The organism is uncultured Maricaulis sp. (assembly GCF_963975345.1).
In the GTDB taxonomy this organism is placed as follows: Bacteria; Pseudomonadota; Alphaproteobacteria; order Caulobacterales; family Maricaulaceae; genus Maricaulis.
In genome coordinates, this window is record NZ_CAXBGE010000002.1 from 195,514 (window position 1) to 216,041 (window position 20,528).

13 protein-coding genes are annotated in these 20,528 nt (G+C 61.6%); 5 read left to right on the plus strand and 8 right to left on the minus strand.

Annotated elements, in window-relative coordinates; genetic code table 11:
• Positions 1-22 precede the first annotated feature (22 nt).
• Complete coding sequence (locus AAC029_RS02615; RefSeq protein ID WP_339743647.1) at positions 23-487, plus strand: hypothetical protein; 465 nt, start codon at positions 23-25, stop codon at positions 485-487.
• A 471-nt stretch (positions 488-958) separates the two neighbouring features.
• The gene (locus AAC029_RS02620; RefSeq protein WP_339743649.1) at positions 959-2,098 is read left to right on the plus strand and encodes a hypothetical protein; all 1,140 of its coding nucleotides are present in this window, start codon (positions 959-961) and stop codon (positions 2,096-2,098) included.
• A gap of 68 nt (positions 2,099-2,166) precedes the next feature.
• Here AAC029_RS02620 and AAC029_RS02625 read toward each other — a convergent pair whose 3' ends face one another.
• From AAC029_RS02625 to AAC029_RS02635, 3 genes are all read right to left on the minus strand, one after another.
• Complete coding sequence (locus AAC029_RS02625) at positions 2,167-5,757, minus strand: M1 family aminopeptidase (protein ID WP_339743651.1); 3,591 nt, start codon at positions 5,755-5,757, stop codon at positions 2,167-2,169.
• Between the two features lie 29 nt (positions 5,758-5,786).
• A complete protein-coding gene (locus AAC029_RS02630) occupies positions 5,787-6,677 on the minus strand; it encodes an ABC transporter ATP-binding protein (protein ID WP_339743653.1) in 891 nt (296 codons plus the stop codon).
• Positions 6,678-6,854: 177 nt separating this feature from the next.
• Positions 6,855-7,328, minus strand: a complete 474-nt coding sequence (locus AAC029_RS02635) for a MarR family transcriptional regulator (protein ID WP_339743655.1) — start codon at positions 7,326-7,328, stop codon at positions 6,855-6,857.
• A gap of 163 nt (positions 7,329-7,491) precedes the next feature.
• On the opposite strand from AAC029_RS02635, the gene AAC029_RS02640 reads away from it, so the two are divergent.
• The gene (locus AAC029_RS02640) at positions 7,492-9,297 is read left to right on the plus strand and encodes an ATP-binding cassette domain-containing protein (RefSeq protein WP_339743657.1); all 1,806 of its coding nucleotides are present in this window, start codon (positions 7,492-7,494) and stop codon (positions 9,295-9,297) included.
• A 32-nt stretch (positions 9,298-9,329) separates the two neighbouring features.
• Here AAC029_RS02640 and AAC029_RS02645 read toward each other — a convergent pair whose 3' ends face one another.
• Positions 9,330-11,987 (minus strand): M14 metallopeptidase family protein, encoded by a 2,658-nt coding sequence (locus AAC029_RS02645; RefSeq protein ID WP_339743659.1) that lies wholly within the window; start codon positions 11,985-11,987, stop codon positions 9,330-9,332.
• A 297-nt stretch (positions 11,988-12,284) separates the two neighbouring features.
• Here AAC029_RS02645 and AAC029_RS02650 point away from each other — a divergent pair, with 297 nt between their 5' ends.
• Positions 12,285-12,968 carry a Crp/Fnr family transcriptional regulator gene (locus AAC029_RS02650; RefSeq protein ID WP_339743661.1) on the plus strand — a complete coding sequence of 228 codons (684 nt, stop codon included), beginning with the start codon at positions 12,285-12,287 and terminating at the stop codon, positions 12,966-12,968.
• Here the strand turns inward: AAC029_RS02650 and AAC029_RS02655 are convergent.
• From AAC029_RS02655 to AAC029_RS02670, 4 genes are all read right to left on the minus strand, one after another.
• Positions 12,951-14,771 (minus strand): adenylate/guanylate cyclase domain-containing protein, encoded by a 1,821-nt coding sequence (locus tag AAC029_RS02655; RefSeq protein WP_339743663.1) that lies wholly within the window; start codon positions 14,769-14,771, stop codon positions 12,951-12,953. The two genes, AAC029_RS02650 and AAC029_RS02655, sit on opposite strands and share 18 nt — an antisense overlap.
• 52 nt (positions 14,772-14,823) lie before the next feature.
• Positions 14,824-15,429, minus strand: coding sequence for a hypothetical protein (locus tag AAC029_RS02660; protein WP_339743665.1), 606 nt, complete (start codon positions 15,427-15,429; stop codon positions 14,824-14,826).
• A 62-nt stretch (positions 15,430-15,491) separates the two neighbouring features.
• Positions 15,492-17,525 carry a toll/interleukin-1 receptor domain-containing protein gene (locus tag AAC029_RS02665; protein ID WP_339743667.1) on the minus strand — a complete coding sequence of 678 codons (2,034 nt, stop codon included), beginning with the start codon at positions 17,523-17,525 and terminating at the stop codon, positions 15,492-15,494.
• 293 nt (positions 17,526-17,818) lie between these two features.
• Positions 17,819-18,643 (minus strand): DUF3108 domain-containing protein, encoded by an 825-nt coding sequence (locus AAC029_RS02670; RefSeq protein WP_339743669.1) that lies wholly within the window; start codon positions 18,641-18,643, stop codon positions 17,819-17,821.
• A 169-nt stretch (positions 18,644-18,812) separates the two neighbouring features.
• On the opposite strand from AAC029_RS02670, the gene AAC029_RS02675 reads away from it, so the two are divergent.
• Entirely contained in the window at positions 18,813-20,528 is a 1,716-nt protein-coding gene (locus AAC029_RS02675) for an autotransporter assembly complex family protein (protein ID WP_339743671.1), read from the plus strand.

Consider the following 20,528-nt stretch of genomic DNA (forward strand, 5'->3'; position numbering starts at 1 on the left):
GAGCCCTCGAAGGTCCCCGCGCATGTCGATTTTACGCACCGCCTTCATTTTTCTGCTCAGCGTCGTGCTGGGAACCGTGTTGGTCAGCATCGCCAACACCCATGTCGTGCTGCAATCGCTGTCTGCAGTCGGGGCCGACTTCTCCACCGCCGTGCGGCTCGACGCCATCAAGCGCGATCTTCTGGGCTTCGGGCCGACTCTGTTCGTCCTGGTGCTGATCGGCTTTACGATCGCCTTCCCGGTCGCTGGCTGGACCGCTCGCTTGCTTGGAAAACCCTGGCGCCGGATCGGTTTTACCCTGGCAGGTGGGGCGGCGGTCGCCTGCATCATGCTGGCGATCACGACCTATTATGGCGAGGTCCTGCATTCATTGATCACGCCGGTCGCCTCAAGCCGGACCCTGACGGGCCTGCTCAGCCTGGCGCTGGGCGGCGCAGGCGCCGGCTTTTTCTTCTCGCTGCTCAAGCCTCCGGCCCGCAAAAACTGAATGGGTTTTGACCTCGGGGCATTGCGGCGTTCGATTGAATTGCATCTCGAATACAACCGGCAACACCGACCGGAGCTTGAAGCGGTGACGCAGGCCTCTGACCGCACCTGGAGAAGCGGACGTGAGCCGCGTCAGGCCGATTGCCGGGTCCGACCTGCGCCACATCCTCAAGGGAGGCGCCACCAGCTGCATTTCCGCCCCCTTCCTGCTTGCTGAGCGTGATCGCGAACATCGCCGGCGCGTGGCCCCGCGCTTTGCATAATCGCAACTGTCGGACGAGACCGAGAACACGCCGCGTCGCCCATCTCCACTCCCGACCTATTGACGCCGGATTTGCCCCGGTCGGGTCAGGCCCGGCGACCGCCTGCGCGTCAGCCAGCGCAGGGCCGGTGGGCGACTAGGACAAAAAAATTAATATGAACTTAATGCTTCTGCTGCACCCTTCACATTCCCATCAGGGAAGTTTAGTTGATGAACAATGCGGATCGTACACATTTAAAATGGATTGTGCAGGGCGGTGCGACCCCGCGAATTCTCGACCTGTGGTCCATCGGACGACGCTTCCACGACAAGCCCGACCATATCTCCCATCCATTTTTCAGGAATCCGCGGCTCAATGCGAGTTTCCTGATCAAACACACAGTCCGCGCCGAAGATCGGGCCTATTTGGCCACCGAGGACCCGGTCGTCACCAAGGTCATCATCCCGGTGAATACCGCCGACCTCTCGATGGGTGGCCACACTTTCATCGTCGAGGAACGTGACTTCGACAGCCGGTTGCGGAAATTTCTCGGCGCCGGGTCGGAAAACAAGCATTTCGATGCCGACCTTGAGCGACTGAAAGATCTTGCCGACCTCCCATCTTTCGACCCTTTCCTGCTCGCCGACCGCTACGCGGAGTGTCATCACCCTGTTGCACGGCATTATTTCAGCATCACCGAAGCGGATCAGGTCGCGATGCGCCGCCACGTCGCGCAGCAAATCGCCGGCGTTGTCGGGCTGGCTTTCGGAGCGGGCGAGCTGAGGCGGGATGACCGGCGAGCGCTCAAATTTGCCGAACAACTTTTGTGTGACGATCCGTCAGACAGCATGCACCAGCTGCGTACGACGCTCGGCCTGAGCGATGACGAGTTTTCACAAGGCATTTTCGGCTGGAAGGGCACGCTCTATTACCGCTGGAGCGTCGATGTCGCGAAATATGAATTGCGCGATTTTCTCAGGGAAATGAATGCTCTGACCATATCAAGCGCGACCCCCGCCGAGACCGAGCAGATCAACAAAATTCGCCGTTCAATCATCAACGAAGTTCGCAATCGTTGGAGAGCGCTCAGCTCGATAATCGACGAATATGACCGGGAATTCGGCCTGTTCTGTCACGGCGGCGACCCGACCGTCATTCGCCGTTTTCTCCTCAACGCGCCCCACTATTTCCGGGACCTCGGCAGCGATCTGGGCGTGGTGACACACGTCACATCGTTCTGGATATACTGGTGGAGCGGCCGCGAAAAAGGCAGTCTGCCGGCGATGGACGCGATGGAGATTTTTCCAAACTTCCTGCGCAGTCTGACACGCGATTCTGGTCCGGAATCGAACACGTTTCTCATCGCCTGACGCATGATCCGCAGTGCGCGTGCGGCCCCCACCTCCCGTCCGGGATTGGGTGGGGGCCCGCGCCGGCCCTACTCGATCGTCACCCGGCTGAGATTATCATCCGAATTGCGGTCGATCAGCTTGTTGTAGGGATCGATCCCGGCATAGACCGGCTCTTGGTCAACGATCAGTTCGATCCGCATCGTGGTCTCATTGATGCGATGCTTGTCCATGTAGAGCACGTGATCTGAGCCCTGGATCGCACCATCGAGATCGCGGGTGAAGACACCGATATCGACCATGTAGTCGATATCTTCCTCGGTCTCGACGCCCTCGCCATCGGCTGCGAATTTATGCGCCTCGATGTCCATCACCAGATCCCAGCGGCCATCTTCGCGCTGGGTCGCCGTTGCATCGGTGACCTTGAGATCGAACAGCACGATCCGTTCGAAGAAGTCGTGGATCATCTGCTCATGCTCCGGCCCGGCTTCTTCGCGCAGAATGCGCAGGAAATCGAGCGTGGTGGCATAGGGGCGGCTCGAATAGGCACGCTCCTCGATCAGTCTTGCCATGACGTGATTGACGACATCCTCGCCGAGATAGTCCTGCAGCGCATACATGATCACCGCGCCCTTGCGGTAATGGATGTATTGTTGGTTCTCGACGCGATAGAGCGGCTGTTCCTCAATCGCTTCCGAACCGCGGGCGCTGAGATAGCGGTCGAGCTCGTATTTGAGGAAGCGGCGCATATTGTCCTCGCCATACTCCTGACGCATCAGCATCAGAGCCGAGTATTGGGCGAAGGTCTCGATCAACATGGTGCCGCCCTGGACATTGGCTGACATCACCTGATGCGCCCACCATTGGTGCGCCGCCTCGTGAGCCGTGACGTAATACACATAGTCGATATCGTCAGGATCACGCAGATCAGCAATGAAACCAATGGCCTCCGAAAACGGGATCGTGTTCGGGAAGGATTGGGCAAAGCTGGCATAGGCCGGGAATTCCAGAATGCGGAACTGGCGGTATTGATAGGGGCTGAAATGCTCCGAGAAATACGCCAAGGCATCCTCGGACGCCGTCAGCATGCGCTCGACATTCCAAGCATGCGGCTCGTGATAGAAGACCTGGAGATCGATCCCGTTTCGTGTCCGCTCTGCCAGCTGATAATCCGCCGAGAGCCACGAGTAGAAGTTCAGGATCGGGCGATCCATGATGTATTCGAAATAGTGACGGTCACCCTCCACCCAGTCACGCTCGAGATAGCCCGGCGCGATGGCGGTCTGTCCGACACTGGTCGAGACGATGGTCCGGAAGCTGACATAGTCGGACGTCTTTCCGAACGCGCTCTCATTCCAGTGGGTTTCATCCTCAAGCGGGAAGGCCCGCGGGATTGGCTCGAGCCCGTCGCGCCGGCGTTGCTGCCGGTCGGTCAGACGCCAGCCCTGATTGAAGCCGATATTGGGCATCGACTCGCCATTATTGAAGAATGTGCCGTTGTAATTGACCGTCGTGATATTGCCGGAATTGCGGAAGCCCGGATTATTGTGGGCAATTGCGAAGTCGAAGATCCGCGTCTCACCCGGTTGCATCGGCGCATCCAGAGCGAAGCTGTAGATGTAGAACGGTTCATCCGACGTCGCCAGGCTTGCCCCTTCCAGACTTTGTGAGACGACGGTCGTGTACTCTCCGTAGGAGATCCACAACGTGTCGATCGGCCCGTCAGTCTTATTCTCCAGCACATAGCTGCCGCGTGCCGTGTAGCGCCGGTCCTCGGGATAGATATCAACGTCATAGCTGGTATCGGTGATCGTCGGCTGCGGCAGATCGTCGAGATAGAGATATTGCCGCTCATAATCCGCACGAAGGGTCCGGTGGTCGGGCCCCGAAATGTATTCATTGAGCACATTGGTATTGTAGAAAATCCAGCCGCCGGTGAGGCCGGCACCAATAATGGCGACGGCAGCCAGCGAAGCAGTGGCCGGGCTGAAGCCGCCGAACAGACCAGCCAGACGTTTCAGGATGGGCTGCGGCGCACCGCGATTCCACAATTGATAGGCCAGCACCAGCAGAAGCAGCGCCCAAAAGCCCCAATAGACCGAGAACAAGACGCTGATGCCAAAGAAATGACCATAGCGGTTCATGTCTGACCAGGGGGCCGCCGGGATTGACCCGTACTGGTAGAGATTATGATCGAAGCCGATCTGGGCCATCACCAGGGTGATGATGAAGAAGACCAGCATGACCGCCATGCCGAGCCAGCGATTATTGGTCAGCACCTGGAAGAAGATCGCCAGCGCCGCCAGCATAACCGGCGGGATCACCAGTTCAAACACGCTGCGGACGAAATACTGGTCGAGCTCGAAGACCGAATAGCCCTTGATCGCCTGGGAGGCGATCGAGGCCAAGATTGCGACGACAACGAGCGATATGATCACCACGCACATGGCGAGGAATTTGGTGGAAATGAACACCCAGCTCGGTGTTGGTGTGGCCTCGGTGATCTCGGAGAATCCGACCCGCCGCTCGCGCCACATCAGCTCGGCGGCATAATAGATCACGATCACAATCGGGATGATCGAATAGGCGCCGTTGATCAGATTGATGAAGACGCGCGTGACCGGGTAATTCGCCGTGCCATAGACCTCACCACCGAAGAAGAAGCCGGGAACGGTGTTCAAAAGGCCGAGCACGAGCAGAATCCAGAAGGCGACATTGAGCACCACGCCCTTCACCTCGAAATTGAGCCGGGCGAAGAATTGCTGGATCTGTGTGGCGGTGCCGGTCGAGGTGGTTGCGCGCGGCAGCGTGATATCGGAAATCGCTGCTGGTGCCGCCATTGCTGGACCGGTGGCAGGCTTTGAGCGACCGCCGCCCGTCGAGGCTTTCCGGAAGCGGAAGGTCGCGATATTGAGCACCAGCAGCGCGAGGCCAATGCCGATCCACAACAGACGATTCTGCATGAACAGCCCGTCGAACGCCATCACCTGGTTATTCTGTTCCGAGACGGTCCAGTAGCGGGTGACTTCACTGAATGTGTTGAGGCCAAACGGGTCGATCAGGGCGATGGTTTCGCGCAGGTCTGGTGCGTTCTGCGCCAGGCCGAGGCCGACGAAATACAACACCAACAGCCCGACAAAAGTGGCATAGGTCATAATGGTCGAGCGGGTGAAATTGGCGACCGTGAACAGGATGGTCCCCACGACCCACATATTCACCAGCCCGAGCGTCGCATAGAGATAGAGGAAGTGGCCCAGATTGGTCGGCCCGATCAATTCCTGGTCGAGCCAGGGCATTTGCGAGCCGATCAGGAAGGCGAGCGGCACGCTGGCGAAGGCCAGAGCCGTCGCGATATAGCCGCCGACAAAGCGCCCGAGAACGAAGTCCAGCTTGCGGATGGGCCGCGAGTAGAACATCTCCTCGGTCTTGAAGCTCTGGTCTCTCAGAACGCCGGAGGAGAGCAGTGCCGTCGGAATAATGGCACCGAAAATGGAGAATATCAGGAGGTTGATCGTCAGGGCGTTGGGCGAGTTGATATTGGTCGCACCGCCACCGCCGATCTGGATATTGTCAATGGTGATACCGCCAAAGGCCAGCAGGAAGAAAATGGCGAAGACGGCGATGAAAGTGGGTGAGAACAGCTGGTAGCGAACCTCAAACCCGGCAATTTTCGAGAGCATGGTGTGCTCCTTTCAGTAGGGTTTGAGGATCAGGCGGCGGCCGCCGAGGCGGTCTGGCCCTGGCGGATCGTCGAGAAATACACGTCTTCAAGATCGGCCGCGATCGGCTCGAAACCCTCGCCAGGATTTGTGTCGGCGATCACGTGAATTTTCACCTGACCGACCGTCAGACGTTCGGAGATGATGTTGTATTTGCTGCGCAGACCAGCCAGTTCCGACTTCGCGATGGTGCGCGCCCAGACCTTGCCGTCGAGCGCCGCGATCAGGTCGCCGGGCGAGCCCTTGGCGACAATCTTGCCGCCATTCATGATCGCCATATTCGGGCAGAGATCAGAGACGTCCTCGACGATGTGAGTGGAGAGGATCACCGCGACATTCTCACCGATTTCCGAGAGCAGATTGTGAAAGCGGTTGCGCTCTTCCGGGTCGAGACCGGCGGTGGGCTCATCGACGATGATCAATTGCGGGTCGCCGAGCAGGGCTTGGGCAATGCCGAAGCGCTGGCGCATGCCTCCGGAGAAGCTGGCAACCGCCTTGTTGGCGTGCTGCGCCAGATTGGTCTGTTCCAGCAGGCTGGTCACGACGGCCTTGCGTTCCTTGCCGTTGGAAAGGCCTTTGAGGACGGCGAGATGGTCGAGCATCGCCCGCGCCGACATGCGCGGATAGACACCGAAATCCTGCGGCAGATAGCCGAGCGTGGCGCGCAGGGCCTGCGGATCCTTGAGAATGTCGATATCGCCGAAGGTCAGCGTGCCCGCATCGGGGGCCTGCAGTGTCGCAATCGTCCGCATCAGGGTCGATTTGCCGGCCCCATTGGGCCCCAACAAGCCGAACATCCCCTTGGGGATCGACAGATCCACATTGTCCAGCGCCCGAACTTTATTGCCGTAGGTTTTCGACAGTCCCTTGATTTCCAGCATATTGAATTTTCGGTCGCGCTCGCGGTCCGCCCCTCTTGATTAACGGTCGCAACCGGCATCGGTCGCGATTTTCACATTACCATATCGCAGGTGGTTCCCCACCTGCAGAGGGACTTCACGTCGCGAAATCCCCGTCTCGATCTTTGCACCGTGCCCTGTGGGAACGGCATGCCCATGTTAGCTGGCCTGCATCCGGGCCAGTAATGATTTTGTGCTCAATGCGTTACGCCCGTCGACCAACCCCCGATGCAGGTCCATGCCGATCTCATCGAACAGATGCGAATAGGCGCGCTCCAGCAGCGGCAGGAAAGTTTGAAGCTTTTGCGCTTCCTGTGTTCCGGACTCCGTCAACCGGACCTGGCGTCGGCGGCGGTCGTCGGGATCGTCACCGATCTCAACCAGCCCCTCTTTCTCCAGCCATTTCAACCGCTGCGACGCCAATTGATGCGACAAGCCAAGCTCCTCGGCCAGCGCGGAGACGGATTGCGATCCGACATGGAAAAGCGTTTGCACCAAGCTGGTCGCATAGGCCGGCAGAAGCAGACCGTGGGCCTGCAGACACTCATCCATCTGCTCATACAGATCCACGGAAGCCTGTCGAACCCTGAGGGCAAAGGCTGCCCGGCCGTCGAAAAAAGGTATTTCGCTCATGCTTTCCGACGCCGTCCTTCATCATCTTGATCGTCAGATTGGCATTATACAATCAGTTGCGCAAGTGTACGCATAAATATTTTCCCCCAAACCACCCTTTCTGGCGCGCAGCACCTGATCGCGGACCGTGACCTTCGGTGCCGCGCCCTGTATGCGGTGCCTCATGGCTCCACCTCTTCTGACTCTCCAGAATATCCACCTCACCTTCGGCGTCACCGCCCTGCTCGATGGCGCTGATCTCAGCGTCGGCGAGGGCGAACGCCTGTGCCTGGTCGGCCGCAATGGCTCGGGCAAGTCGACGATGATGAAAGTCGCCGCCGGCACGGTGGAATGCGATGAGGGCGAGCGTTTCGTCCATCCCGGCTCGACGATCCGCTATCTCGAGCAGGATCCCGATCTGACTGCATTCAAGACCGTCATGGACTACGTGCAGTCAGGCCTGACCGAAGGTGACGATCCCTATCGGGCGCAATATCTGCTGGAGCATCTTGGCCTGACCGGGCTGGAGGATCCCAAAATCCTCTCCGGCGGCGAAGCGCGCCGCGCCGCCCTCGCCCAAGCATTGGCACCAAGCCCGGACATTCTCCTGCTTGACGAGCCGACCAATCACCTCGACTTGCCAGCAATCGAGTGGCTTGAGGGCGAGCTGAAATCCAGCCGTTCCGCCCTAGTGCTGATCAGCCATGACCGGCGCTTCCTGTCCAATCTCTCGCGCAAAACGCTTTGGCTGGATCGCGGCCAGACCCGTCTGATGGAGCGCAGCTTCTCGGCCTTCGAGGCCTGGCGCGACGAAGTGCTCGAAGCCGAGCAGCTGGAAATGCACAAGCTCGACCGCAAAATCGTGCGCGAGGAACACTGGCTGCGCTATGGCGTCACCGCCCGGCGCAAGCGCAATGTAAAGCGCCTATCCGATCTGCAGGGCCTGCGCCAGCAGCGCACCGACCATCGCGGCCCCGAGGGCCAGGTCAATCTGCAATCCTCCGCGGCCAGGGATTCCGGCAAGCTGGTCGCCGAGGCGATTGATCTCAACAAGGCCTATGATGGCCGCGACATCGTTGCCGATTTCTCGATCAAGATCGCCCGCGGTGCCCGCATTGGTCTGATCGGGCCAAACGGGGCCGGCAAAACGACCCTGCTCAACCTGTTGACCGGCAAGCTGAAAGCCGATAGCGGCGAACTTCGTCTCGGCACCAAGCTGGAAATGGCCAGCCTCGACCAGAAGCGCGTCGCGCTACGCCCGGAATGGACCCTGTCGGAAGCTCTGACCCAGGGCGGCGGCAATACCGTCGAGGTCAATGGCCAGTCCAAGCATGTCATCGCCTATATGAAGGATTTCCTGTTCCCGCCGGAGCAGATCAACACGCCGGTCGAAGTCTTGTCCGGCGGCGAAAAGGCGCGCGTCATGCTCGCCCGCGCCCTGGCTCTGCCGTCCAATCTTCTGGTGCTCGACGAGCCGACCAATGATCTCGATCTGGAAACGCTCGACCTGTTGCAGGCCCTGATTGACGAGTATTCCGGCACCGTCTTCATCGTCTCGCACGACCGGGACTTTCTCGACCGCGTCTGTACCAGCGTGCTGATCGCCGAAGGCGATGGCCATTGGACCGAATATGCCGGCGGTTATTCCGATATGGTCTCCCAGCGCGGCTATGGCCTGGTGCCGCTCGGCGGCGATGTCGCGCCCAACCGCAAGGCTGCGGTCAAGGCCGCCGCCGCCCCGCGCGTTGAAAAGCGCAAAATGGCCAATAAGGACCGCTACGCGCTGAAGCTTCTGCCCGGCGAGATCGAATTGCTCGGCAAGACCATTGCCAAGCTCGAAGCCGACCTCGCCGACCCGGCCATCTTCAAGGACACGGTCCGCTTCTCCAGGACGACCAAGGAACTCGCGGCGGCGATGACCTCGCGTTCAGACAAGGAAGATCGCTGGCTCGAACTGGAAGCCGAACGCGTCGAGATCGAGGGCGAATAAGCCCCGTTCCCGTCAAATTCAGCTCGGCCCCTCTAGCGCATGCCGCGACTATGCGCCGGCCCGAGCAGGACGGCGTTGAGCAGCAAGAGGTCGAGCCCTTCCAGATAGGCGCGTGTGGTTGGCGATTGAGTGAAAGCGATCACTTGGCCAGAACCCATCGAATTGGAGATCACGAACGGCTTGTAGGCGATCTGCGTCGCAGATTCCGCCCAGACATAGCCGCCCGCCACCAGCGTGTCCGGTCCCGCGAAACGCATCGCGGTATCCGCTGCGTCGAGGCTGATCGGGGCATAGATGTCTGAGCCCGTCACCAGCACCGCAGCGCCGCGGCTATAGCCTGCCGACATCCAGGCATCGGGATTGGCCTCGACATGCAGCAGCGCGCCGGGCGAATAGTCCGGCATCGCGCCCTGCTCGGCCTGCACCGCATCGAGCTCATCGGTCGAGGCGAGCACGACGGCATCGACCACCGCCTGGTCCTGCGCCGCCGGACGTGCCGTATCGACCGCCCGTTCACGCCGGGCCGGCACCAGACCCACATCCGGATCAGACAACCAACGCGTCGCATCACCCAGACCGATCAGCACGCCACCAGCGCGGACAAAGCGGGTCAATTGCGCCGAACCGCTCTCACCGAGAACCGTCGAATAACCGCCACTACCCTGTTCCGGCAGGATCATGACATCGAACAGCGACAGGTCGGCGCGGCCCAGATTGGCAGCCCGGATCACGCTGACCGGCATGCCGTAACGCTGTTCGAGCACATAGCGCGTCGGCCCGGCCGAATTTGAATCCGTGCCGCTATCCCACAACATCGCAATGCGCGGCGCCCGCACCGGCATGAAATTCTCCGAGCCCGGATTGGGTCCCTCATCGACCCAGCTCGAGGCGAGGCCGATAAAGCGGGCACCGATTTCGTTGCTGAAACGGGCAATCAGGCTGTCCAGATTGGCCGGTGCGCCATGGCGGGGCACGACGACACTGCCGCGTGGAAAGGTCGTATCGCCAATCCTGAAAGCGACATCGGTCGAGCGAGCGGGCACGCCCGCGGCCACCAGTGCGGCGACCAGACGGGCCTGTCCGGCATCATCCCAAGCGATGGCATAGCCCCAGGCCGCACCGGCATTGGAGCCGGTCGAGCCAATCGGATCATCAGCGGCAACGGCATGACCCGTCAGCGCAGGTGCACGGGCGCAAGTGACGGCCTCGACATTGTGCATCAAGGGCAAGGACCAGGCGGTGACGTCATAGAGTTCGGCACCAAGGCCGCGCGCGCGGCGATTTTCCTGCTCCTGCATGAAGTCACGCGGCAAGGCGGTCGTGTCCTCCAGCAGGGTGCGGGCAAGGCGGCCGGCCGGCTGGTTGAAGCGGATCTCGAAGGCGCCGTCCTCGAAGCGTGTGCCACAGGCAGAGACCGGGCCGTCGACGCGGCTCACCTCGATGCCCTGGGCCACGAGCGAACGGGCCAGCCGCTCGGCGCCCCAGCGATTGGAGGCCGGATCGAGCAATACGGCTTGCGGACCACTTTGATCACTGGCGGCGGAGGCGCGGAAATTGACGTAATCGCGCACGAAGCGCTCGCGGTTGACGGCCACCACTTCGGCGGTCGACAGGCTGGCGACGAAATGGTGCTCGACGGCTTCGCCATAGGTCAACAGCGATCCGTCACGACGGCGCCAGACCAGACCGCGGGCCGAGGCCTGTTCATAGGTCATCGCGACCGCGCCCTGCAGGGTCGGCCACATATCGCCATAGCCCGGATAAAAGGCGTCATAGACCTCGCGGGTGAAATAATCATAGCCAAACTGGTCAAACCAGCGGGCGTGATTGCGTCCGATCAGATCCTGGGCATCGCGCTGGCTTTGCACGACGTGCGGGTTGAAGGGTTCCGCCGAAGGCGCGAAGAAATAGCTGCTGTCGCCGCTCATTTCATGCGCGTCGACCACGACCATCGGCCGCCATTCCAGCATCGCCGCCACCCGGCCCCGGGTCTCCGGCTGCGTCATCGCAAACCAGTCACGATTCATGTCGAACAGATAGTGATTGCTGCGCCCGCCCGGCCAGGGCTGGTCGTGCTCGGCGGTGAAGCGGTTCTCATCCGGCTGCAGGCCGCGCGCAGCGGTAAAGCTGTTGATGAAACGCGCGCGCCCGTCGGGATTCTGGGTCGGGTCAATAATCACGATGGTCTGGTCGAGGATCTGGTCGACACTGGCATCATTGCGCGATGCGAGCAGATGATAGGCGGTCCGCAGGCCGGCATCAGTCGAGGAAATCTCGTCGCCATGCACGCCATAGGACAGCCAAACGACGGCCGGCGTCGAGGCGATCAGTTGATCGCGCGCCTCAGCCGACAGCCCGCGCGGGTCGGCGAGACGCTGCAAATCGGCCTGAACCTCATCGAGGCGTGCCATCGTTTCCGGCTTGGCGATGATCGCATAGGCCAGCTGACGGCCTTCCCAGCTGGTCGCATAATCGACGACCTGGATCCGGTCCGGCTGCGCGGCCTGCAGGGCTCTAAGATAGGCGATGGCCCGGTCCGGCGGCGTGATTTCAGCGCCAAACCCATGGCCCAGGACCGCTTGTGCTGTGGGGGTATCGGGATCGTAGTGAGCGTTCAGCGGCGAGGACTGCGCCAGCGCCGGCGCCGACGCCAGAACCAGAAAGAGCAAGGCGTTGAACAAATGCTTCATGATCGATTTCCCCATAATCCGAGTGCCAGTAAAGCAGGTTTCCCGCGTGCCGGGAAAGGCTTGTTGCTGTCGGCACACTCATTTCGAACCGCGCAATAATCGCTGGCAACCCACCCACTTGGTGCTTTGACCACATATCAAGCGCTAACGCGTTCCGGCAGAGCCTGTGCACCGCAGGTGCGAAGCACAGCCTCAGAACGGCATTCAACCACCTGTCGGCAGCCATTTGTGCTGGCATTCTCCGGCATGATCACCGATTGTTTCTTTGAAGCAACTGTTTGCGGGACGGGGCTACCCATGGCGGCGGACAAATCCTGGGCATTGGCCCTGGATTCTCTTGCTCTGACGGAAGAGAATGCGCGAGCCGCGCTGATCTCGCGCGCCGAGCTGCGTCGCTACCCGCCCGGTGTCAGCGTCATTGCCCAAGATGATGAGGAAGATCAGGTCTTCCTGCTGCTGGACGGTTCGGTCCGGGTGGTGCTCCTGTCCGAAGGCGGTCAGGAGATCTGGCTCGACACGCTGCATCCTGGCACGATTATCGGCGAGCTTGCCGCCCTCACCGACCGACGCCGGACATCCGAGATCATCACCGAAACCGAGTGTGAACTGGCGAGTTACAGCGCGCCAGCCTTCCTTGCGCTGATGCAACAATATGGCGAGCTTGGCCTCGCCCTGTCGCGCATTCTGGCCCGGCGCGTCCATCACACCACCCAACGCATGTTCGAGCTTTCCGCCCTCTCCGCACCGGGCCGGATCTATGCCGAGATTCTGCGCATGTCGGAGCGCGCGCCCGCTGGCCAGACGCGCGTCATCCGGCCGATCCCCTCGCTGACGGCCATCGCCCTGCGCGTCAACACGACACGGGAGACCGTGTCCAGAACGGTCAGCGGTCTGGAGCGGCGTGGCCTGCTGCGGCGACAGGATAATACGTTTGAATTGGTCGATCCCGACCATTTGGCGCGGCTAAGCACGGCCAACTGAGAACGCGTCGTCAAGCGCAACGGGGCAATCGGGCGCGACGGCGCGCAGGCTATACATACCGATCGCCGGCATCAGGGCATCGATCTCGGTTTCGCCTACATATTCGCAACGAAACTCGCCGCCGCTCGCCATCGCGAGTGCCGCCGCGAAGGGGGCGCTGACGAAGATCGAACCGGGCACCGTCGCCCGCTCAATCCGCGAGGCGATCGCCACTTGGCCGCCGAACAGGGTCGGCACCCGACGCAACGGGTCGTCGCCTTCCTGAACCGGGCCGTAATGGGCGCCGATACGCAGCGCGAGATGGTCGGGAAGGCCGAGCGCACCAAGGTCGAGCGCCGAGAAGGCACACCTGAGCCGATCAGCCGCACGCGCTGCATCATCGACGCGCTGAAACGCCAGGAACAGTCCGTCACCCCAGCTATTGGCGTAAAGCGGGGCCGGATCGAGGCGGTCGCATTCCCGCGCCAGCACGGTCATGATCGATTTCACAAAGACCGGCACAAGATCATCGGCAATCGTTGAAGACCCGCAAATGTCGACGAATAGCATCGCCCGCAAGACCTGGTTGAAGGCCGGATCGGTCCCGTTTGTCGCCAGTTCGGCGCCGCGATAGCGCTTCATGCCGCTGACCGGCACTACGAGCTGACGCAGCCCGGCCTCGCCCCAGACATCGCGATCATGGGCGGTGCCATACCTGTCTGGTCGCTGCGTGTCGTCGGCGACCAGCAATTGGACCGGCGATGTCGCCAACGCGCCCGCCCGCATTCGAGCCAGGCCCATCGCGACCTCGCTGGCGAAACGTATATGCTGACCGGACAGGAGTTTGCGATCAGTGGTAACTTCATGGATCCGTGCAGCGTTGGACAGGCAAGCCTCGCAACGCTTGACCCATTTGCCGCCCAGTGGCCGGACCGAGGCGTCGATGAAGACATTGACCGGCACCGGCAGAACCAGATGCAGTTCATTGCCGCGCGCGATGGCGGCTTCCGCGACGAGGATGTCGGCCCCGGCAGCGATGGCCCCATAGGCAGCGCCAATATTTTCGCGATCGAAAGTCTCTGCGATGGCCAAGGCGAGCGCGGATTCCCGCGCCGGTGTGATCCCGTCCGCTCCAGGGCCGGACTGGAACAGATGGCCTGCAAAATGGCAGGGGCGGGGCGGTTCCAGATCCGCCAGCCACGGCGCCTGTAATTGCAGCAGTCTGACCACCATTCGCAATTGGCGGATCGTGGTCGCGTGCGCCATGTAGTTCTGCCGGTCACAGGCGATCGCCGATCTCAGCGCCATGTGCGCCGCACCCATATCGCCCAGCAAGAGATGCGCTTCGGCTTGCGAGGCCAGCCGGTAATACGCCTCCTCATCCCCATCGGGATTGAGTTTACGGCACGAACCCAGAACTTTGCGCGCGAGCGCGTCGGCGCGTGGTCGATCCCCGGCCAGCAGATACATCGTCGCGGCATTAATCCCGGGATAATGTCCGCCGGTCTGGAGAAAAATGCGGGCATATTGCTCCGCCGCGATGGTGGCTAGCCGTTGGACATTCTCGCCCGACGCTTCCAGCGCCATGCTTTTGCGCAAGCGTGCACCAAGCGCGAGGCTGTCCTCATCATGGCTGGCTTCGGATAGCCGAAAGCGGCGGTAATCAAGTTCAGCCCGCTCAAGCGCCCCGGACCGGACCAGGCACAACACCGCACGATGCTTGAACCAGCCATCGTCGGGCTGTTGTGCCGTGGCCGCAAGGCAAAGGTCATAGGCGCGGGCCAAATCGCCCTGATTGAACCGTTCGAGGATTATCCGCCGCATCCGCTCTCCAGCGATCATCGCCGCTCAAAAGGGCCCGATGATCGCCAACAGGTCAATCTTCATTCTTGATGACCGGATCGATAATCACTCGTGTGTGCTGAGCGCCCTCGCTCTGGGACGCATCCAGGAACAACGCGAATTCAAAGGATTTACCGGTCTGGGTGTGGCTGTCGACCAGCTGGAAGGCGTTGGGCTCCATGCTCTGGCCATTGAGCGTCAACCATTGCAGGCCCGCAAATTCGCCTTGATCGAAGGCGGTTTTCAACTTGATACGGGCCGGTTCGAACGACCAGTCGGGCATGCTGAGCGCGAAGATCAGCCGGCTGGAACAATTGACGGAGAGATCATACGGGCTTGGAGTCACCGTGTTGTTCGCAGTCCATAGCGGCGCGAGCGCCGCGTAGGCCAAAGTGCGCAATTGGGCAGCACTTGCCGCGGGGTTGCCCGTGACCACCCCACCGAATGTGTTGAGAATGGTCAGAATTTCGGAGTCCGTAAACGCGCTGCGCCCCGTATCCGTTCCCGAAAGTACAACAAAACTGCTGTCGCGCAGCGTGCTGACGCTAATCTGGGTGCACTCATATACGACTGTCGGCTTGCCGAGCAGCTCGGGTTGGATTTTCGTGCCGTCCAGTCCGCTCATATCTGAAATCGTCATGTCTTGCCCCATTTTTCAGGTTTGCGCCGGGTCCATCCGACACGTTGGCGATCCGTGAGGATCTAATTCGCCTCCACCGGAGCAGAGGCGAGCATGGATTGTGCCCGCCGGTATTCGGTCGCCGCATCGAGCCGCAACTGGCCCGCAATCGGTGCCAGAATTGCCACCATATGACGGCGCAGCGTCATTGCTGTTCCATGCTCCCCACGGCGATCTTCCAGCCAGGCCAGGTCATTGGACGCGGCCGCATAGAGGAATGGACCATACTGGAATTCGGTCTGCCAATTGGCTTCGGCCACCAGCGACGTCATCAGATGGTCCAGCCGCATGTGCGCCGAATCATACTGCCCCATGGCCATAAAAATTCGGGCCTCCACCAGGCCGGCATAAAAACGTGTCTCGGCGACGCGAACGCTCTGATCCGACATCCAGGAGGGATGTGCCATATAGGCCGAAGCATCAAGATAGGCCTCACGTGCTCCGGCGGAGTCATGGGCGAGTAGCCGGGCTTGGGCCAGCCACAATCGTTGCCGGACGGTCGTTAAGCGCCAATTCCCGTTGGCCGGATCGCGCTGCAACAGAGCGTCCGCCTCAAACGAAGCCGCCTCCAGAATCGCGAGCGCCGTCTGCAGATCGTCCGCCGGTGTGTCCGGTCCTGGCGCAATCAACAGCCGGGCCAGTGCGCGTTCGGCATTGATCGCATCGCGGCGGACCGTCCAATCATCGACCTCGGTCGACAACTGGTCCTCGTAAATGGCAATCTCCTGCCGCCGGGCGACGATGGCCGCGTCGCGGCCGTCGGTCATCTCAAACACTGTCGCAACCCAGGCCATTGCGGTCGCTAAATCGATATGAGCTTGGACCGAATCGGGCTGGCGCGCTGCCAGATCAGTATCGAGCGCAGCGGCGGCCAAAAAGGCCTCCCTTGCCTCCGGCAATCGCCCGGACTGCAGATACACCACGCCCAAATTCGTGTTGGAATACGCAAACTCGGCCAACCAATCTGTATTGTTATCATCGATAACAGTCAGACGTCGCGCCAGATTGCGATATTCGAGAAAATGCCGTTCGGCATCATCCATGCGGCCCTGACGCCAAGCGTAGTAGCCGACCCAATAGGCGCTCTGGGAGTGTTCGAAAATTCGGTCCGGATTATCGCCCTCAATCAGCAACAGCTGATGTGTCGCATCGTAGGCGCGGCGAAAATGTTCGTAGGCGGAGTCGAGATCGCCCTCGGCGGATTCGATCTCACCGAGCAAATGAAACGCGCGGGACCGGCGGCCCAGCGCGTCGGCTGACAATTGTTGGTTCGACTGCGCGGCGTAATAGGCAACGACTTTTTCGCCAACGGCATCGAGGACATCCAGTCGTCCGACGGGTTCCAGCTTGTCTTGAAGATCGCTCAGCATGAATTCGATCAAATCCTCTGCATCGGCCTTGCGGCGCTCTGCCTCGGAGCGGGCCGAAAAAGCCACCAAGGTCAGACCACTCATGATTAGCGCGAGCAAAAGCGAGACCATCGTGACGGCAGTCACGCGGCGTTGGCGCCGCTGGAGGTCGCGCTGAATGATCTGGTCGAGGCGCAGGCCAAGCATGCCTGCAGCGAGTTTGAGCACACCCATCCGGAAGCCGTCGCCGCCCCGGCGAAAATCTGCCCCAACCGGCTCGGCATCACTTTCGAGCAGGGCTGGCGGAAAGCAGGATTGATTGCCGGGCTGATTGCCAGCCGCTGCGCCCGGATCGCCCGCAATAATGACAGCCAGAATGTCGCCGGTCGGATGGGCGCCCCGGAATTCCCGAATTTCCTGATTGACCCAGCGCGACGCCGCCGCCGCAGGGGAACAGACCACGATCAGGACATCGGAATTGGCCAGCGCCGCCCGGACAGAGGCCGTCAGGTCTCCGGTCGCTGGCAGATCGTCGCGATCACGGAATATCGGCGTCAGGCGCTTGGGCACCGGCCCGTAATCCGTGGCCGTCCCGACAAGATTGCCCGGCAGCCGGTAGGCTTCCAGGGCGCGGTGAATTCGCTGCGCCCAGCGGCTGTCATCATGGTTATAGCTGATAAACGCCCGATACTTCGCCTGCCCGCTCATCACGCCACCCCCGGTCCCAAGCCGAAAGCATGATCGTGCCAGTTGCCGTAAGGCGCAACCTTGGGGCAAATCGCGTGGCAGTGAAGGTGCGAGAAGGGCAAGGAAAGTTCGGCGGGGCGCGAGGCGAAGTTGGGGCTTCGCTTGGGCAAGGTCACGCGCCCCGCCTTTCCCCCGGAGGAGGAGGTGGAGGGGCTACACGAGGTAGCTAATCTTCACACTACACCTCGATGTTCAGCCTCGATGTGATCACCGTCACACACCCGCTCGGTCGACCCGGTTCACCGAGCCGCCGGCTACGCCCGGATATCGAGCTCGGCGACTTCGATCGTCACGCCGCCAAGACCGGCCCGCGTGTACAGCCGAACCGGCAGGAAAAATCCATCCTCGGCAAAGGGGGCCAGCCAGATATCGAGCGGGTAACGCAGCTCCGACGGCGTTGGATAGTCCTCGGGGTCGTAACCGGCGACTGGTTCGTACCAGACGTGGCAGAGCAGGGCTTCGCCGCGCCAGGCGGGCGTTCGAACGGTTTCAAGCCCACCCGCTTCGAGCCGCAAATCATAGCGCGCCTTGCCATCGAACACGGCCAAGCGACCCGAACAGACCCGACCCGCTTCGCCCGGGCGCGATTGCGAAAGCAGAAACAGGGCCGAAATCGGGTCGATCACGTCGGTGCGCTGCTCGCGCGTCGCCGGCGGCACGCCCAGCGATCCGAAGGGCGGCGTCGCGACCGACGAGGCGACCCGGTCCTCGAACCGGATATCGACGGCCCGCACCTTGGAACCCGTCCGTTCAACATGGTTATAACGCACGGGCGCCATGAGATCGGCGACACGCTGGCCCTCGACCTCGGCCCGGATATCAAAATCGGTGAACAGCGCCGCCAAACCAGCAGCCTCGACAACCGTGTGGGCCGCATAGTGATCGGGTTCGATCTCGGCTGTCAGCGAGATCGAACCGACCTTGAAAATCAGCACCGAGCTTGAATAACGCGCCGTGATAGTACGCCCGGCCGATGTGGCGCTCCCCACATCGCTAACGCCCGGCGCGACATCACCGGCGGCGGCGCTGGCCAACGCCAGACTTGTGGCGGCCAGAAGGACTTGAAACAATAACGCCATGCTCGGCCATCCTTCAGGTTCACAATCGCCCTCCTGCCGGAGAATTGCGGTGGCAATTTGGCCAAGGCCGGTTTGCGTGTCCCGCCTTGTTGCGTGCGTGCACAGAGTCTGTGACAGAACGCCCCCGAATGCCTATACGAGCCTGGGCATCGGAGGAAGGTGGCATCGCTTGAAATCGCTTGTCTTCGCGCTCGTCGCCCTGGCCGCCTGCGGATCCGCCGCCGCAGCCCCGCTCGCGACCGTCGAGGGCGTCAGCGATCCGGCGCTCGCCCGCGCTCTGGAAGCGGCCATCGGTGAACGCCCTGAAACGGATAATCCGGCCGACGGGGCATTGCGGCAGGCGCGCACAGCGGCTGATCGAGCCCGCAGACTGCTGCGTTCCGAAGGCTATTACCGGTCTCAGGTCGATCCGCGCATCGGTACCGATTTGCGGGCGACGATCTATATTACGCTCGGACCGCGGGTGCGGATCGAGACGGTCGATGCGGCAACAACACCCGACGCGACAGCGGCGCCAACCGCGCTTGCCGCCATCACCCTTCGGGCCGACACGCCCCTGCGCGCCGCCGATGTCATTGCCAGCGACGCGCTTGGACTTTCGGCGCTGCAGAATGCCGGCTGGCCCAGCGCCGAAAGCGGCGAACGCCGCGTCACAGTCGATCACGCGACCGATACGGCCGTCGTCCACTTCGTCTATGATACCGGCCCGTTCACGCGTTATGGACCCTTCCAGCTGGAGAGCGAGGGCTGGCGACCCGGCTATATCGCCGCGATCTCACCGCTGCAGGCCGGGGCCATCGCCAGTCGGGCCGAAATCCTGGAATATCAACGCCGGCTGGATGCGCTGTCGAGCGTGCGCACCTCACAAGTCATGCTGGGCGATGTCGATACGGCGACGGGCGAACGCCCCGTCCGCGTCGACCTCACACCGGCACCGCGCCACACGATCGAAGCCTCGTTGAGCTATGCGACCAGCGAAGGCCCCGGCGCCAATTTCGACTGGAAGCGGCGCAATCTGTTTGCCGGCGACGAAACTCTGGCGATCAAAGCCCTTGTCGCCACGCTTCAACAGGGCCTCAGTGCGACACTGAGCCTGCCGCACTGGCGCCGCTACCAACAAACGCTCAGTTTCGGGGCCGGGCTTCAATCCCAGAAAACCAATGCTTTCGATCAAACCGGGCTATTGTTGAACGCCGGTGTCACGCGCCGCGCCGGTCACCATCTTGAATACGGCGCCGGCACGCGGCTCGACATATCGCGGGTCACCGACATCACCGGCCCACGCGACGCCATCACCACCGCCCTTGATCTCAACCTGACCTATGACAGCCGCGATGACCCGCTCGATCCGGCACAGGGCCTGCGCGCCAGACTACAGCTGTCCCCGGCTGCGACCTTCGGCGATGTAAAATCGCGATATGTTCGCATCGAAGCCCGCGCCAGCACCTATTATCGACTGACGGATGCACTCGTCGCGGCGGCGCGGATACGCGTTGGCACGACGCTCGGGACCAACGCCGCAGGCCTGCCGGCCGATCTGCGCTTTTACGCCGGTGGCGGCGGCTCGGTGCGCGGTTTCGACTACCAATCAGTGAGTCCGCTCGGCAGCGATGGCGCGCCCTTCGGTGGCTTGTCCGTGAGTGAAACGAGTCTGGAATTGCGCTGGCGCTCCCAAGGTCGTTGGGGCGCGGTGGCCTTTGTCGATTCCGGCGCAGCTTCGAGCCAATCGACGCCCGGCTTCTCCGAAATTCGCAGCGCGGTCGGAATCGGCGCGCGCTATTATTTCGACTTCGCGCCGCTGCGTTTTGATATCGCCACCCCGCTCAATCGTCGCCCGGGAGAAGCGGCCGTACAGGTCTATTTCAGCATCGGCCAAGCGTTTTGA

What these genes read in the sequence shown, in the direction of transcription:
- AAC029_RS02640 (WP_339743657.1), top strand. Translation starts at nt 7,492, where the DNA reads ATGGCTCCACCTCTTCTGACTCTCCAGAATATCCACCTCACCTTCGGC.
- AAC029_RS02660 (WP_339743665.1), bottom strand. Translation starts at nt 15,429, where the DNA reads ATGACGATTTCAGATATGAGCGGACTGGACGGCACGAAAATCCAACCC.
- AAC029_RS02645 (WP_339743659.1), bottom strand. Translation starts at nt 11,987, where the DNA reads ATGAAGCATTTGTTCAACGCCTTGCTCTTTCTGGTTCTGGCGTCGGCG.
- AAC029_RS02625 (WP_339743651.1), bottom strand. Translation starts at nt 5,757, where the DNA reads ATGCTCTCGAAAATTGCCGGGTTTGAGGTTCGCTACCAGCTGTTCTCA.
- AAC029_RS02630 (WP_339743653.1), bottom strand. Translation starts at nt 6,677, where the DNA reads ATGCTGGAAATCAAGGGACTGTCGAAAACCTACGGCAATAAAGTTCGG.
- AAC029_RS02650 (WP_339743661.1), top strand. Translation starts at nt 12,285, where the DNA reads ATGGCGGCGGACAAATCCTGGGCATTGGCCCTGGATTCTCTTGCTCTG.
- AAC029_RS02665 (WP_339743667.1), bottom strand. Translation starts at nt 17,525, where the DNA reads ATGAGCGGGCAGGCGAAGTATCGGGCGTTTATCAGCTATAACCATGAT.
- AAC029_RS02635 (WP_339743655.1), bottom strand. Translation starts at nt 7,328, where the DNA reads ATGAGCGAAATACCTTTTTTCGACGGCCGGGCAGCCTTTGCCCTCAGG.
- AAC029_RS02670 (WP_339743669.1), bottom strand. Translation starts at nt 18,643, where the DNA reads ATGGCGTTATTGTTTCAAGTCCTTCTGGCCGCCACAAGTCTGGCGTTG.
- AAC029_RS02655 (WP_339743663.1), bottom strand. Translation starts at nt 14,771, where the DNA reads ATGCGGCGGATAATCCTCGAACGGTTCAATCAGGGCGATTTGGCCCGC.
- AAC029_RS02615 (WP_339743647.1), top strand. Translation starts at nt 23, where the DNA reads ATGTCGATTTTACGCACCGCCTTCATTTTTCTGCTCAGCGTCGTGCTG.
- AAC029_RS02620 (WP_339743649.1), top strand. Translation starts at nt 959, where the DNA reads ATGAACAATGCGGATCGTACACATTTAAAATGGATTGTGCAGGGCGGT.